This is a genomic window from Streptomyces anulatus (genome assembly GCF_000721175.1).
Lineage (GTDB): Bacteria > Actinomycetota > Actinomycetes > Streptomycetales > Streptomycetaceae > Streptomyces > Streptomyces anulatus_C.
Window position 1 is genome coordinate 1 of record NZ_JOEZ01000015.1, and the last position, 14,112, is coordinate 14,112.

The 14,112-nt window shown below is 72.4% G+C and carries 14 protein-coding genes, 6 pseudogenes and 1 riboswitch; of the genes and pseudogenes, 12 read left to right on the forward strand and 8 right to left on the reverse strand.

Features of this window, described 5'->3' with window-relative positions:
- Positions 1–174 precede the first annotated feature (174 nt).
- Positions 175–261 (reverse strand): annotated as a pseudogene (locus tag IG90_RS43560) (IS5/IS1182 family transposase); the annotation flags it as partial.
- 294 nt (positions 262–555) lie between these two features.
- Between IG90_RS43560 and IG90_RS0117235 the strand changes: the two are divergent.
- From IG90_RS0117235 to IG90_RS0117245, 3 genes are all read left to right on the forward strand, one after another.
- Entirely contained in the window at positions 556–1,794 is a 1,239-nt protein-coding gene (locus IG90_RS0117235; RefSeq protein ID WP_051860120.1) for an APC family permease, read from the forward strand.
- A 109-nt stretch (positions 1,795–1,903) separates the two neighbouring features.
- Positions 1,904–2,278 (forward strand): ArsR/SmtB family transcription factor, encoded by a 375-nt coding sequence (locus tag IG90_RS0117240; protein ID WP_030584711.1) that lies wholly within the window; start codon positions 1,904–1,906, stop codon positions 2,276–2,278.
- Between the two features lie 57 nt (positions 2,279–2,335).
- A complete protein-coding gene (locus IG90_RS0117245; protein WP_030584714.1) occupies positions 2,336–2,842 on the forward strand; it encodes a GNAT family N-acetyltransferase in 507 nt (168 codons plus the stop codon).
- A gap of 69 nt (positions 2,843–2,911) precedes the next feature.
- Here IG90_RS0117245 and IG90_RS42030 read toward each other — a convergent pair.
- From IG90_RS42030 to IG90_RS42040, 4 genes and pseudogenes are all read right to left on the reverse strand, one after another.
- Positions 2,912–3,058, reverse strand: a pseudogene (locus tag IG90_RS42030) (ACR3 family arsenite efflux transporter); the annotation flags it as partial.
- Positions 3,059–3,299: 241 nt separating this feature from the next.
- Entirely contained in the window at positions 3,300–3,704 is a 405-nt protein-coding gene (locus IG90_RS0117255) for a hypothetical protein (protein ID WP_030584717.1), read from the reverse strand.
- Between the two features lie 62 nt (positions 3,705–3,766).
- A pseudogene (locus IG90_RS45900) lies at positions 3,767–3,934 on the reverse strand (amidinotransferase); the annotation flags it as partial.
- An 86-nt stretch (positions 3,935–4,020) separates the two neighbouring features.
- Positions 4,021–4,395 (reverse strand): annotated as a pseudogene (locus IG90_RS42040) (methionyl-tRNA formyltransferase); the annotation flags it as partial.
- 101 nt (positions 4,396–4,496) lie between these two features.
- On the opposite strand from IG90_RS42040, the gene IG90_RS0117270 reads away from it, so the two are divergent.
- Both IG90_RS0117270 and IG90_RS0117275 read left to right on the forward strand, forming a co-directional pair.
- The gene (locus tag IG90_RS0117270) at positions 4,497–4,718 is read left to right on the forward strand and encodes a hypothetical protein (RefSeq protein WP_030584722.1); all 222 of its coding nucleotides are present in this window, start codon (positions 4,497–4,499) and stop codon (positions 4,716–4,718) included.
- Between the two features lie 287 nt (positions 4,719–5,005).
- Positions 5,006–6,247: an MraY family glycosyltransferase gene (locus tag IG90_RS0117275; RefSeq protein ID WP_030584725.1), complete on the forward strand. Its 1,242-nt coding sequence runs from the start codon at positions 5,006–5,008 to the stop codon at positions 6,245–6,247.
- A gap of 17 nt (positions 6,248–6,264) precedes the next feature.
- Here the strand turns inward: IG90_RS0117275 and IG90_RS0117280 are convergent, their stop codons facing one another.
- The gene (locus tag IG90_RS0117280) at positions 6,265–7,152 is read right to left on the reverse strand and encodes a glycosyltransferase family 2 protein (protein ID WP_030584728.1); all 888 of its coding nucleotides are present in this window, start codon (positions 7,150–7,152) and stop codon (positions 6,265–6,267) included.
- A 318-nt stretch (positions 7,153–7,470) separates the two neighbouring features.
- Here IG90_RS0117280 and IG90_RS0117290 point away from each other — a divergent pair, with 318 nt between their 5' ends.
- The gene (locus tag IG90_RS0117290; RefSeq protein WP_030584731.1) at positions 7,471–8,451 is read left to right on the forward strand and encodes a metallophosphoesterase family protein; all 981 of its coding nucleotides are present in this window, start codon (positions 7,471–7,473) and stop codon (positions 8,449–8,451) included.
- A complete protein-coding gene (locus tag IG90_RS0117295) occupies positions 8,448–9,203 on the forward strand; it encodes a 4'-phosphopantetheinyl transferase family protein (RefSeq protein WP_030584734.1) in 756 nt (251 codons plus the stop codon). Before IG90_RS0117290 ends, IG90_RS0117295 begins: the two co-directional genes overlap by 4 nt.
- A gap of 68 nt (positions 9,204–9,271) precedes the next feature.
- Here the strand turns inward: IG90_RS0117295 and IG90_RS0117300 are convergent, their stop codons facing one another.
- Positions 9,272–9,862 (reverse strand): histidine phosphatase family protein, encoded by a 591-nt coding sequence (locus IG90_RS0117300; protein ID WP_030584738.1) that lies wholly within the window; start codon positions 9,860–9,862, stop codon positions 9,272–9,274.
- A 108-nt stretch (positions 9,863–9,970) separates the two neighbouring features.
- Positions 9,971–10,108: riboswitch (adenosylcobalamin (AdoCbl) riboswitch) on the forward strand.
- A 15-nt stretch (positions 10,109–10,123) separates the two neighbouring features.
- Between IG90_RS0117300 and IG90_RS0117305 the strand changes: the two genes are divergently transcribed.
- The 4 genes and pseudogenes from IG90_RS0117305 to IG90_RS39500 form a co-directional block, all read left to right on the forward strand.
- The gene (locus tag IG90_RS0117305; RefSeq protein ID WP_030584742.1) at positions 10,124–10,339 is read left to right on the forward strand and encodes a CbtB domain-containing protein; all 216 of its coding nucleotides are present in this window, start codon (positions 10,124–10,126) and stop codon (positions 10,337–10,339) included.
- 60 nt (positions 10,340–10,399) lie between these two features.
- A complete protein-coding gene (locus tag IG90_RS0117310; protein ID WP_030584745.1) occupies positions 10,400–11,155 on the forward strand; it encodes a CbtA family protein in 756 nt (251 codons plus the stop codon).
- Between the two features lie 18 nt (positions 11,156–11,173).
- A pseudogene (locus IG90_RS45905) lies at positions 11,174–11,345 on the forward strand (3-ketoacyl-ACP reductase); the annotation flags it as partial.
- A 21-nt stretch (positions 11,346–11,366) separates the two neighbouring features.
- Positions 11,367–11,623: pseudogene (locus IG90_RS39500) on the forward strand (TetR/AcrR family transcriptional regulator); the annotation flags it as partial.
- A 213-nt stretch (positions 11,624–11,836) separates the two neighbouring features.
- Here IG90_RS39500 and IG90_RS0117320 read toward each other — a convergent pair.
- On the reverse strand, positions 11,837–12,202 hold the full coding sequence (locus tag IG90_RS0117320) for a tetratricopeptide repeat protein (protein WP_030584747.1): 366 nt from the start codon (positions 12,200–12,202) through the stop codon (positions 11,837–11,839).
- Positions 12,203–12,349: 147 nt separating this feature from the next.
- Between IG90_RS0117320 and IG90_RS0117325 the strand changes: the two genes are divergently transcribed.
- Positions 12,350–13,315 carry a pirin family protein gene (locus IG90_RS0117325; RefSeq protein ID WP_030584750.1) on the forward strand — a complete coding sequence of 322 codons (966 nt, stop codon included), beginning with the start codon at positions 12,350–12,352 and terminating at the stop codon, positions 13,313–13,315.
- Positions 13,316–14,112: the final 797 nt, after the last annotated feature.

The following is a 14,112-nucleotide window of genomic DNA, read 5'->3' on the forward strand; positions in this document are numbered from 1 at the left end:
GATCCACGGTTGACTACCCACACCTCACGAACGGCCGAATCATCGCACTGGTCACGGCCTACCAGGCCGTTGCAACAAGATCGTGTTACGAGCTCTAAGGGCCTGGCTCGGAGAAGTCATCCACGGTGTGTGCTCTGCGGCGGCTGCTGGAGACGTTGCGAGGTAGGGACTCAAGCCCCTGCACCGGCTGTGGGGCATGACGAGCCGAGTGCCGGGACAGCCGCCGTCGGCGATTGTCGTGGCCGTCCCGACGGCGGCTCTCCCGGCACCGGCACCCCTGCTCCCGGAGAGCCGGACAACCGTCGGCCCCACTGCCCCGGACGGCGTGCTCGTCGCGGCGACCCGGCGCGGCACGGTAGTGCTCGACCTGCCGTCGAGCTCCTGATCATTCGACGGTGACGACGAGTGGTCAAGGGCGTTGAGCGGGATCGAACTGGACCGCCGGTGCGCGACCCCGGCCCGGCATCCGGCTCGGCTATGGTGCGCTGGGATCGTGGTGCGGGACGAGAGGGAGTGCGCGTGAACACGGTGGGGGTCGCGGAGGGTGCGGGCGGGATGCGGCGCCGCCTGGGCGTGCTCGACGCGGTGGTGATCGGCCTGGGATCGATGATCGGGGCCGGGATCTTCGTGGCGCTGGGCCCGGCGGCGGAGGCCGCCGGCTCGGGACTGCTGCTCGCCCTGGCCCTGGCCGCGGTCGTGGCCTACTGCAACGCTACGTCCTCGGCGAGGCTGGCCGCCCGCTATCCCCGGTCCGGCGGCACCTATGTCTACGGCCGCGAACGACTGGGCGACTTCTGGGGCTACGTGGCCGGCTGGGCGTTCGTCGTGGGCAAGACCGCCTCCTGCGCGGCCATGGCTCTCACGGTCGGCGCATACCTGTGGCCCGGTCAGGAACGCGCGGTGGCGGTGGCCGCCGTGGTGGCGCTGACCGCGGTGAACTACGCCGGGGTGCAGAAGTCCGCGCGGCTCACCCGGGTCATCGTCGCGGTGGTCCTGGCCGTGCTCGCCGCCGTGACCATCGCCGCCCTGACCTCGTCCGGTGCGGAGGCGGGGCGGGTGCGTATCGGCTCGGACGCCGACGCCGGAGGGGTCATCCGGTCCGCGGGTCTGCTGTTCTTCGCCTTCGCCGGGTACGCCCGCATCGCCACCCTCGGCGAGGAGGTCCGCGATCCCGCCCGTACCATTCCGCGCGCCATCCCGATCGCGCTCGGCATCACCCTCGCCGTCTACGCCCTCGTCGCCGGCGCCGCCCTGGCGGTACTGGGCCCGGGCGGCCTGGCGGACGCGACCGCACCGCTGACGGACGCCGCACGCGCCTCGGGGGCCGGGTGGCTCGTCCCCGTCGTCCGCGTGGGCGCCGCCGTCGCCGCCCTCGGTTCCCTGCTCGCGCTGATCCTCGGCGTCTCCCGCACCACCCTGGCCATGGCCCGCGACCATCACCTGCCGCACGCCCTGGCCGCCGTCCACCCCCGCTTCGGTGTCCCGCACCGCGCCGAACTCGCCGTCGGCGCTCTCGTCGCCGTGCTCGCCGCGACCACCGACGTACGCGGAGCGATCGGGTTCTCCTCCTTCGGTGTGCTGGCGTACTACGCCGTCGCCAACGCCTCCGCCTTGACCCTCACTCCCGGCGAAGGGCGACCGAACCGCCTCGTCCCCGTCATCGGCCTGACCGGCTGCGTGGTCCTCGCCTTCGCCCTGCCCCTCAGCGCCGTGATCTCCGGCGCCGCGGTTCTCGTCCTCGGAGCCGCTGTCTTCGGCCTCCGAAAGGCGGCTGTGAGCCGTTCGCCCCGCTGATCCCATCGAGCCTTGTACCCCTACGAGGTACAAGGCTGTGGGGTGGGTCGCCTCCCACGGACCGGCTGACCCCTGGCCGCCCTGGTTCGACATGTGTCAACATAGACGCATGCCGAATGCGAAGGTGCTGCCGCTGATCGAGCCCGCCGACGGCCAGGGCGTGGTGCCGTGCTGCCCGCCACTGACCGAGCGCCCGATGACCGCCGACGAGGCGCAGAGGGCCGCCCGGATGTTCAAGGCTCTCGGCGACCCGGTGCGCCTGCGGCTGTTCTCCGCCGTGGCCTCGCACGAGGGTGGCGAGGCTTGCGTGTGCGACATCTCCGATGTCGGCGTCTCCCAGCCCACCGTGTCCCACCACTTGAAGAAGTTGAAGGAGGCCGGCCTCCTGACGTCCGAGCGGCGCGGCACCTGGGTCTACTACCGGGTCGAACCTTCGGTGCTCGCCGGGATGGGCCGGCTGCTGACGCTGCGCGCGGCCGCCTGACCGCCAGGACGACGGGACGGGGCGGGCGGCGATGAGCGGGTGAGCGGGGTGGGAGCGGTGAGTGGGGTGTCGAGCGTCGTGGTCGTGCCGCTGACGTCGGTCCACGCCGAGCAGGTGCTGGCGATCTACCAGGCGGGTATCGACGAGGGCGACGCCACCTTCGAGACCGGCCCGCCCGACTGGGAGGGCTTCGACGCCACGAAGCTGCCCGGCCACCGCTTCGTCGCCCTCGGCGGGGACGGTGCGGTGCTGGGCTGGGTGGCGGCGAGCAGGGTCTCGGACCGGTGCGCGTACGCGGGTGTCGTCGAGCACTCCGTCTACGTCGACCCCACCGCGCGCGGCCGCGGGATCGCTTCCGCCCTGCTGAAGGCGCTGGTCGACTCCACCGAGCGGGCCGGGATCTGGACCATCCAGTCAGGGATCTTCCCGGAGAACGCCGCCAGCCTCACCGTTCACGAGCGGGCCGGTTTCCGGGTCATCGGCGTCCGGGAGCGGATCGGACGTCAGCACGGCGTGTGGCGCGACGTCGTTCTCGTCGAGCGCCGGAGCCCCGCCATCACGTGACGGCCGGTTCACCCGCGCTGCCTCGCGTACGGGATCGCCGGCCGGTCGCGCCGCGTCACGGGGCCGCCGTCACGGGGCCGTCATCACCGCATCGAGCGCGAACGTGCGTCGCCAGGCGAGCGCGACGTGCACGAGTCCGATCAGCAACGGCACTTCGATGAGCGGGCCCACGACTCCGGACAGAGCCTGTCCGGAGGTGACGCCGAAGGCGGCGACTGGAGCTGCTGCGGAAGGAACCAGGACGTCTCCTGCCTCCTTCCGCCGGTGGTGGTCGGAGGTCGCCGGCCACGGGCGCGCTGACGGCCCTGTTCCCGGCGAGCGGTCCGGGGCGCGACCTGCCGGCCCTGATGGGCGACGTGCAGCCCAGCTTTCCCCGGTGGTCGCTCGGGTGGCCATGGAGGCAGTGGCGGGCGGTCGCGGGCGTGTGCGGTCGGTCGGCGGGGCCGGGGCCCCGGCTTCAGGGCAGCCTCGGCCAGGGGGTCGGTGGTGGGCCGTACGCCTCCGCCAACGCGTTCCGGACGGTTTGGCGCCCCGCCTGGCGGAACGCGCGGGGATGGGTGTCCACCTCGTGCACCTTGATGGACCGCAGGACGACCGCGACGGCCACCGTGGTGCCGGGATCCAGGGCCGCCAGCTCCTCGCGTACGCCGGCGCCGAAGGCCTCGTGCAGCTCGGCCACCTCGGCGGCCGACCAGCCCGGCACCGTACTCGTGTCCGCCGTCTCGAACTGCACCCCCTCCACCCAGGGCTCGAAGTCCGCCACCGCCAGGGCGAAGGAGGACGGACAGCCTGCCTGACGGGCGTACACGGCCTTGACGGCGTGCAGGGGTCGGGGAGGGAAGGTCCGGGTCTCGGTGGTCATGCGCCCACGGTAGCGACGCCCCGGCGGCCTCCTCACGTGATTCTCGCGGGGAGGCCGTCCGTTCAGGCGTTCCGGCGCAGCTCCAGGGTGCAGCACTTCACGCTGCCGCCCGCCTTGAGGACTTCCGAGAGGTCCACACCGACCGGGTTGAAGCCGCGCTCGCGCAACTGCCCGGCCAGCTCCGTCGCGTTCTGCGGCAGGACCACGTTGTACCCGTCCGACGTGGCGCTGGATCGTGTCGACGGTTTGCCCGAGGTTCAGGCAGACCTCGCGCAGCCGCTCCCACTGGGCGATGGCCACCGGAGTTTCGACGGGCGTTGATGCGGATGTCCTCTTCGGCGCGCTTGTGGAAGAAGCTGGCCTTCGACCGGTCCTGGCGGGTGAACTCGGTCTGCCCGGAGGCGATCAGGCCGAGAGCCTCGATCGTGACAGGCGCGATCAGGTCGACCGTCCGGTGGAACAGGTCGGTTGCGGTGTCCGTCGGTCCGACCGTCACCGCCCGCTGGACGACGATGTCGCCGGCGTCCAGCTCCTCGTCCATCAGGTGGGCTGTGACGCCCACTTCCGGCTCGCCGTTGATGAGCGCCCAGATCAGCGGCGAGAAACCCGCGTAGGCGGGCAGCAGCGAGTCGTGGATGTTGAGCGTGCCGTGTTGCGGCAGGTCGTAGATCTCCGGCGGCATCCACGTCCGCCGCCGAATGGGTGACCGTCGTGTCGTGCGAGAGCCTGCCGGGCTGCCCACGCCCCCCAGCAGCCCTCCGCGCTTGACTGCGTGACCGCGGGATCGACTGGATGCCCTTCGCCGGGGAGCTGATCCGCGTCGATCTCGCCTGCGGCGTCGGCGCGGACGGGCGCCGGCGCGGCTGGTACGCCGTCCGGGTCGGCGCCGACGCGTTGCGTGTCCTGGGCCTGCACCCCGATCAGTCCACCGCAGCGATCGCCGGCCGCCCTCCTCCACCTCGCTGGTGGCACGCGGCGGCCGAGCGCAACGCCGACCGGCATGTCCCGGGCTGACGGCTCGTCCACCCACACCGGCTGTCAACGCGGTCCGCAGCAGGACGCTTTGAGTGACTCGGGCCGTTCGGCTTGGGACCTCCCGGGTCCGGGCAACAGAACAATATGCAGCCCTTTTCGTGTTATTTGGGGCGAATGGGGACATCGGCCCGTAGGTTGGGGAGAAACGCCACCCGGGTGGCGTCCTGTGTCCCCCGACCCACCGCCGGCCGGGACCGGGCTGCCGCCGTTCCACCGGCCGCCCGGCGTCCCGCGCCGCGGGTCATGAACGAGGAAAGGCAGGGCAGGTGAACGTGCTGGGGATCATCGCCTCCGGTGTGGCCGCGCTGTTCATCACGGTCGCACTCGCCAAGGGTGCCCGCCGCGCGGCGTTCCGCCCCCACGTCCCGGACGAACCGGCCGGGCGTGCGCCACGGGTCAGGGCGCTGCGCGGGACCGGCGGCCCGGCAGCCGTGCTCGGCGTCGGCGCGGCGGCCGGCGGGGCCCTGTGGCTCGGCGCGGCGGACGACTCGGCGGGCTCCGTCGCGGGGCTGCTCGCCGGGGCCGGGACCGTGGCCGCCCTTGGTCTCGTCCATGACCTGAAGCCCCTGTGGGGAGGCCTCCGCCTCGCCGTGCAGACGGCCGCCGCGGTCCTCGTCGTCTGCCTCGCCGGACTGTCACCGGCGGCGGGCGTCCTGGCCGTGCTCTGGATCGTCCTCGTCACCAACGCGTTCGCCCTGCTCGACCACACCGACGGGCTGTTGACCGCCGTCGGCGTGGTCACCGCCGCCGGGCTGCTCGCCTGCGCCGCCGTCGACGGCAGCACCGCCCTCGCCCTGCTTCCGGCCACCCTGGCGGCGGGCCTCGCCGGTTTCCTGCTCCACAACTGGCATCCCGCCCGCCTTCGGCTCGGCGCGTCCGGCGCCCAGTTCACCGGATTCGCGCTGGCGGCGTCCGGCGCGCTGATCCACGTGGCCGCCCCGCCTGGCCGCGCCGCGTGGGCGGCGCTGCCGGCCATGGCGACGGTGGCCCTCGCCGACACCGCCCTGGTCCTGATCTCCCGCCGCCGCGCCGCGCGTTCCCTGCTGCGCGACACGGACGACCACATCGCGCACCGCCTGCGCCGGCTCCGCGTCACCGTGCCGGGCACGGCGATCCTGCCGGCCCTCTGGGCGGGCGTGTCCGTGACGACCGGGACGCTGGTGTACGCGGAGCTGCTGCACCCCGCGCTCCTCCTCCTGCCGCTGGCCGGGACGGCGGCCGCCGTGTCCGCCCTGCTGAGGATCCCGGTGTACGTACCGTCCCGCACGGCCCCGCCCCGTACCGCCCTCCGGCGTACGACGGCGCACGCCACCGGCACCGCGATCCCCACGGCCGCATCCGCACAGGGCGGTACGGCCCCCGAATCCGCACCGGGCGGTACGGGCTCCGCTCCCGGGAAGGGCGCGTCCGGCGGCACCGCCAGGACCGCGGCGGGGCGCCCCACGGTGCCGCCACCGCCCACCGGTCGCCCCGCGGCCGAAGCCGCGGTCGCCGCCGAGCGAAGCTGACGCCGCCCGGCCCCTGCTCACCTCCGCAGCCGCCCGAGTGTGGCGCGGGCCGCGGTGCGCGCGTACGGGGCGACCATCAGATACGGCGCCCACGGCCAGGTGTGCCGCAGGCAGTACACCCACCACTGGCGGGGCGGCAGCTCCCGCACGGAGGTCACCCGCCGCAGCGCCTCCCGGACGCCGATCCCCGGCTCCCGGGAGGCGGGACCGGCCGGTCCGCCCACGCACTCGCCGGCGTGCCCCGGGGCGACGAACGCGCTCACGCCGGCCCGCCGCGCGCGGCAGCCGTGGTCGTAGTCGCCCATCCGGTGCCGGAAGACCTTGTCGGGGTCCCCGACGAGGTCGTACACGGCACGGGAGAACAGGACCACCCGACCGTCGTACGTGTCGCAGGGCTCGGGCCGGTGCTCGCCGGGTTCGACGAGCGCCAGGGACCTGCCCCGCCGCCCGGAGTACACCGTGTCCCCGTACGCGTTCCGCACCGCGCCGACGACGACCGCGGCGGACCCGGCCGCTTCCGCCGTGCGCAACAGCGTCACCAGGGCGTCCGGGAAGAGTTCGACCCCGTCGTCGAGCCACAGCTGATGCGTCCACGGATGACTCGGACCGCCCGGTGCCACGCCGAGCGGGCCGCCGCCCCCGCCGCCGCTGCGGCTGTTCCGGCTCGCGATGCGCAGCGCCTGGTTGCGGGGGACGTCCGCGCCCACCGACATGACCTCCACCGCCGGATGCCGCAGCCGGACCGCCTCCGGCGTACCGTCGGTGCTGCCGGCGTCCACGAGGTGCACGCCGACCGTCGCCCCGGTGGGGAGCCCGCGCTGCTCCTCAAGGGCGCGCAGCGCGGACAGCGTCCGCGCGCGGCGGTCGTGACTCGTCATCAGCACGGCCAGGTGTACGGAGTGCACGGCGGGCTCCTCAGCTCCTGAATGTCACCATTCATGCATAAAAGCTGATATTCCGCATAGGCTGGGCGGGTGAGTGCCGAACCGACCGCCAACCCGCAACTTCATCGCCCTCGACTACACGACCGTCGGCGACGCACTCGGTGCGGTGAACGAACTCCCGCCGTGAGGAGGCCGGCTGACGGCACACGCCCGGCCGACGGGCCCGCCGTCCGAAACCCCCGAGGAACCGCGAGGGGAGCGTGAGAGGCTACGTTCCCAGCGGCTCCCCACCGTGCGGACGGAGCCGGACCACTGCCGACAGATCGGGAACCAGCGCCCATGACCCCTCCGAGCGACCCCGCACCGCACGGTGCCCCCGCCGCCGTGCCCGCCCCCGGCGACGGGCACCGACAGCAGGGCGCGGGCCGTCTGCTGGCCGTGAGCGACCTGCACGCGGCGGTGACCGACAACCGGCCCCTCGTGGAGTCCCTGCACCCGACGTCCGACGCGGACTGGCTGATCGTCGCGGGCGACGTCGCGGAGCAGCCCGACGACATCCGGTGGGCGCTCGGACTCCTCGCGGAACGCTTCGCCCACGTGATCTGGACCCCCGGCAACCACGAGCTGTGGACCCTGAACAAGGACCCGGTCCAACTGCGCGGCCAGGCACGCTACGACCACCTCGTCGAGCTGTGCCGGGACCTCGGGGTGACGACCCCGGAAGACCCCTTCCCGCTCTGGCCGGGCCCGGACGGACCGGTGGCGATCGCGCCGCTCTTCCTCCTGTACGACTACACCTTCCGCGCCCCTGGAACGCACACGAAGGAGGAGTCGCTCGCCGTGGCGCACGAGTCCGGCATCGTCTGCAACGACGAATACCTCCTGCACCCGGACCCCTATCCGACCCGGGACGACTGGTGCCGCGCCCGGGTCGCCACGACCGGACGCCGGCTCGCGGAGCACGACCCCGGGATACCCCTCGTCCTCGCCGGGCACTGGCCGCTCGTCCGGGAACCCACGTCGGTGATGTGGTACCCGGAGTTCGCCCAGTGGTGCGGCACCGAACTGACCGCCGACTGGCACCGCCGCTTCAACGTCACCGCCGTGGTCTACGGCCACCTCCACATCCCCCGTACGACCTGGTACGACGGGGTGCGCTTCGAGGAGGTCTCCATCGGCTACCCCAGGGAGTGGCGCGAGAGGGGGCACCCGCGAGGCCTGCTGCGGCAGATCCTCCCGTACGAGGGCGAACCCGCCCCACCGGCCCGGACCGACGCCGAACCGACCGCGCAGCGGCGCACCCCCGGAGGCACCTCGTGATCGGGCGGCTGCTCCCCGCCGACGTCTCCTGCGCGGCCACCCGCGCCGAGAGCGTCCCGGACGGAACCCTCTTCCCGGAGGAGGAGGCGCTGATCGCCAAGAGCGTGGCCAAACGCAGGAACGATTTCGCGACGGCCCGCGCCTGCGCCCGGCGGGCCATGGCCGGACTCGGCCTGCCGCCTGTGGCGGTGCTCCACGGACACCGCGGAAGACCGCTGTGGCCCGAGGGAATCGTCGGCAGCCTCACCCACTGCGCCGGGTACCGGGCGGCTGCGCTGGCCCGTGCGGAGGACGTCCTGTCGCTGGGCATCGACGCCGAGCCGCACGCCCCGCTCCCCACCGGTGTACGGGAGTTGGTGACGCTGCCCGCCGAACGCGAGCGGATCGGTCCGCCCCTGCCGGAAGGCACGGACGCCATCCACTGGGACCGGGTGCTGTTCAGCGCCAAGGAGAGCGTATTCAAGACCTGGTATCCGGTCACCGGCATCGAACTCGACTTCATCCAGGCCGACCTGACGTTCCATTGGACGAACGATCTGGACAGCCCGGACAGCCCGGACAGCCCGGACAGCCCGGACGGCGGTGACGGTCTTCGGGGCCGTACCACCGCCGATGGCGCGTTCACCGCCCGTCTGCTGCTCACCGACCCGGCGCTGCCGACGACGCTGCACGGGCTGTGGCGGGTCGAGGACGGAATCGTCGCCACGGCCGTGCTGGTCCGGCCCGACTGGCGGGACAGAGAAGCGCTGTGACGTTCGGAGGGCCGGGGGAGCGACGGGTGTGACCGTCACCTGCCCGGGCAAGCGGCGCATCGTGCCGCTCAGCCGGCCGGGGGAGCGGTCAGGGGGCGACCCAGTCCCACGTTCCACCGGCCCGACCGCCCACTGAGTTCGGTCAGCGTCAGCGGGGCGACGTCCAGCCGCCAGAACGCCTCGGCCGGCAGCCGTAGGCCATGGACGACCGCCGCCCGGACGACGGCGGCCTCGGCCACCGCCAGGAAGCTCGTGCCGGGTGCGTCCGGTCCGCCGAGGGAGTCCAGCCACCCGCCGACCCTTCCGATCAGGTCGTGCAGCGACTCGCCGCCGTGCGGAGCCGCCGAGGGGTCGCCGAGCCAGGCGGTCACCCGCTCGGGCTCAGCGGCGGCCACATCGTCGAGGCGGCGGCCGGCCCAGCGCGCCAGGTTCCAGCCGGCCAGGGCCGGTTCGGCCCGTGCCGCCAGGCCGAGCGCCGCGGTGGTCTCGCGGCACCGCTCGGAGGGTCCGCTCAGTGCGAGCACGGCTCCCGGCACCGCGCCGGCCGCCGCCCGCGCGCGCTCCCGGCCGGACCGGTCCAGCGGAGCGTCGCCGTCGAAGCGGGCCTCCCGCAGCGCCGCGTTCATCGCCGGTGGGATCAGCATCACCCGTACTGTCATGTTCCTGCTTCCTTCACCATGGGCCCCAAAGCCCTGTCGCCCCAGGGGATCCGTGCTCAGCGGCTCCGCAGATTGCACCATGGCGGTGCCCGCGTACAGGCGGTATGGTCACGTCGACCATGACGAGGGTGTGACGGAAGTCCGGTGAGAATCCGGCACGGTCGCGCCACTGTGTCCCCGCATCCGTGCGGGGAAGTCAGACCCGGCACCTTCGTCTCAGGCACCACGACAGGGACGCGTGTTCCCACAGGAGGTACTGCCATGGCACAGTCCGCCGTTCCCGCATCCGGGACATCCGTGATCACTCCGATCTCGGCGAAGGCCATTGCCCCGTGGGCGGTCTTCTTCGGCATTCTCATGCTCGTACTGCTGTACTTCGTCGGCGCCGAACAGGGCGCCACCGCGCTCATCTCGGGCGAAGGCGTCCACGAGTGGGTTCACGACGGCCGTCACCTGCTCGGCTTCCCCTGCCACTGAGTCACCTGCGGAACCAGGGAATCAGCGGACAAGGGAAGCCAGAGAAATCAGGAAACCATCGTGAACTCCATATCTGTCAGAGCTCTGCTCGTGCGCGGCATGCTCGCGGGCCTGATCGCGGGCGCGCTCGCGCTCGCCGTCGCCTACTTCCTCGGTGAGTCCCAGGTCGACGCGGCCATCGCCCTCGAAGAGACCCACAGTCACGACCACGGCGGCGGCGAGGAGTTGGTCAGCCGCACCCTGCAGGCGACCGGCGGACTCGCCACCGGCGTCCTGGTCTTCGGCGTCGCCGTGGGCGGGATCGCCGCCCTGGTGTTCTGCTACGCGCTGGGCCGCATCGGCGACTTCGGCCCCCGGGCCACGGCGGCGCTGATCGCGGGCGCCGCCCTGCTCACGGTCTATGTCGTGCCGTTCCTGAAGTACCCGGCGAACCCGCCCGCCGTCGGCGATCCCGACACCATCGGCAAGCGCACCGCCCTGTTCTTCCTGATGGTAGCCCTCAGCGTGCTCATGGCCGTCGCCACCGTCATCATCGGCCGCCGGCTCGCTCCTCGCCTGGGCAACTGGAACGCGACCATCGCGGCCGTCGCCGGCTTCGTCCTGCTGACCGGCCTCGCCTACGCCTTCCTGCCCTCCTTCGACGAGGTGGGCAAGGACTTCCCGGCCGGTCTGCTGTGGGAGTTCCGGCTCTCGACGCTCGCGGTCCAGGCGACGCTGTGGAGTGTCTTCGGCCTCGTCTTCGGCCATCTCACCGAACGGCTCCTGACGCCCGCCGTGCGTGCCACGACGCCCCGTACCGCGAGTGCGGTGAACTGAGCGGACCGCACGCAACGGGCCGCCGCCCTGTTCCTGGACGGAAAGGACGAGGAGACCATCGCGCGGACGGCCGGTCCCCAGCCGCCGCTGGAGCGGCTGGGGACCCCGCAGGACATGGCCGAGGTGGTCGCCCCTCTCGCCGGTCCGCTGGGGCAACGGGCAGGTGCTGCGGGCCGACGGCGGCATCGTCAAAGCGTCGCCGTGCCGCTTGATGGTGAAGGTGGGCGCTCCGGCCCTCCACCCCCACTTCGGTGACAAGGAAGGGCTGCTGTCGGCGGTCGTCGACCACGGCTTCGAGCAGTACCTGGTGACGGAGAGGGAGCGCGGTGAGACGACGGACGCCGTGGAGGTCCTGCGCCGGGGTTGGGACAGCCACGTCGCCTTCGCCCTCGACAACCGCACCTCTACCGGCTGATGAACTCACCGGCGATGCGCACACCTCCCGTGGCGGCGCTGGAGTCCCACCGGACCCCCGTCACCGAAACCCCGGAGAGCCGGCCGAGGCCGCCACCACCAGCCGGATGAGCGCGGCCGATCGCGCCCGGCGTGATGCGGCACTCCTGGATCCGTGCATCCTCCAACCTCTTCATCCTGGAGATCCCATTGTCCGATGCCCGTATCGGCGGGTGAAGGAGACCGGGCCGCGCCGAAGGGTGCGGGCCCGGCAGGTGGTGCGGCGCTTCAGGAGTGCGAGGCTCCGGGGCCGAAGTCACCCGTGAGGGCGGCGGCCATCCGCAGGTGCGGCGTCGCGTCGGCGATCCGCCCCTGGCGCTCCAGCGTCCGGCCCAGCATGAGGCGCGCGTAGCTCTCCACCGGGTCGAGCTCCAGAATGACCCGCAGCTCCTCCTCCGCCTTGCCCAGCCGGGCGGAGTGGTAGTAGGAGCGGGCCAGCAGCAGCCGCGGCGCGACCTGCTCGGGTACCTCCTCGACGAGTCCGCCCAGGATCCGCGCGGCCGTCAGGTACTCCTTGGCCTCGAAGAACATCTGCGCCCGGTCCCACCGGTCGGCGGCGGTGCCGAACTCGTAGTAGGTCTCGGTCTCGCTCACGTGTCCTCCTTCGTATGGTGCGGCCCGCCTCCGGACCGCCCCGCCGTACGTTCAGCCATCACAACAACCCGCAATGGTTGAGCATTCCACTAAAATTCTGGCGTGGGACCCGCTGCTCCGCGCCCTCGCGGGAATAGGTTGAGCGCCATGAGCAATCTCGATAGCCAGGCCACTCCCTCCGTCTGCGGAGGGCGCGGCTTCGTCGTCGCCGAGCCCGTCCGTGAGCTTCTCGCCCCCCGCCGCGTTCAGCTCGGCGAGGGCACCGAGGTCCGCCGTCTGCTGCCCAATCTCGGCCGGCGCATGGTGGGCGCCTGGGCCTTCGTGGATCACTACGGACCCGATGACATCGCCGACGAGCCCGGAATGCAGGTCCCGCCGCATCCCCACATGGGCCTCCAGACCGTCAGCTGGCTCCACGACGGGGAGGTCCTCCACCGGGACAGCCTCGGCAGCCTGCAGACGGTACGCCCCCGTGAGCTGGGCCTGATGACCTCGGGCCGCGCCATCAGCCACTCCGAGGAGAGCCCGAAGGAACACGCCCGGCTGCTGCACGGAGCGCAGCTCTGGGTGGCGCTCCCGGAAGCGCACCGCAAGGTGGAGCCGCACTTCCAGCATCACACGGACCTGCCCGTCGTCACCGCCCCCGGCCTCGCCGCCACCGTCATCCTGGGCGAACTGGACGGGACGGCCTCGCCGGGCACCGCGTACACCCCGATCGTCGGCGCCGACGTGACCCTGACCGGGGGCGCTGAGGCCCGCCTGCCCCTGGACCCCGACTTCGAGTACGCGGTCCTGTCCATGTCCGGCGAGGCCGAGGTCGACGGCGTCCCCGTACTGCCCGGCTCGATGCTCTACCTCGGCTGTGGCCGCACCGAACTGCCGCTGCGTGCCGTCTCCGACGCCGGACTGATGCTCCTGGGCGGCGAGCCGTTCGAGGAGGAGCTCGTGATGTTCTGGAACTGGATCGGACGGTCCCACGAGGAGATCGCCCAGGCCCGTGAGGACTGGATGAACGGCGCCCGGTTCGGTGAGGTGAAGGGCTACGACGGTCCTCCGCTTCCGGCCCCGGAGCTGCCTTCGATGCCGCTGAAGGCGCGAGGGAGGGTGCGTTGAGCTGGGGTTATCGCCCGAACTGACCTCAGGCTGGCTGGCTTCGGACGGGTTCCGTTTCTGGGCGACTCGCAGCTGCTCACTTGGCCCTTGGCATGCGCTGCGGATCTTGGGTTCGAGTCCCATGTGGAGCAGGGTGTGGTGAGACGTCCGGCGGAACGAGTGCTGACGCGATGCTGACTTCGCTGACGAATGGTCAGCTACCTGTTGGCGGTCCGCGCCATGTCGTCGCGCCTGGAGTGAGTCGGCTCAGGCTCCGCCCGCAAGGAGGTCCCGTGCATGGAGCAGGGGCGTGGCGTCTGTCGCGTCGCGCGTGATGGGCAACGATCGAATCCGCGTCCACGCTGATCCAGCGAATTGTGGGCAGTCGACAAAGAGAGACCTCTCAGCTTCGAGTTCGCGGCGGGACCGCGTCTGAGACGCCATCCGCCTATCAGTGACGGGGCTGGTCTGGTCGAACAGGGTTCCTGATCGGGTGATCGTGCGAGGGCCGCCGCATGACAGCAGGGCCTCTTGGTAGTTCGGGGGTGCGAACCGGACCGATCACCAGGAGGCCCTGTTGCCGCAGTCTTTCGCGCTCACCGCTCCGCGCAGGAGCGTCGGCACGGCCGTACGGTCACCGGGCACGGCCCCCACCGCATTCCGGACAGGCGCCACCGTTCCGGCCGGCCGCGCCCTGGGCCCGCGGCGTGGCCCCGGCGGCATCGAGGGCCACGAGGGCAGCGGGTGCGGTGAGCAGGCGGGACCTTCGAAACACGCCCTGGGGGCATGGAGCGGTCCGGCCGTGACCTGGCTGCCCA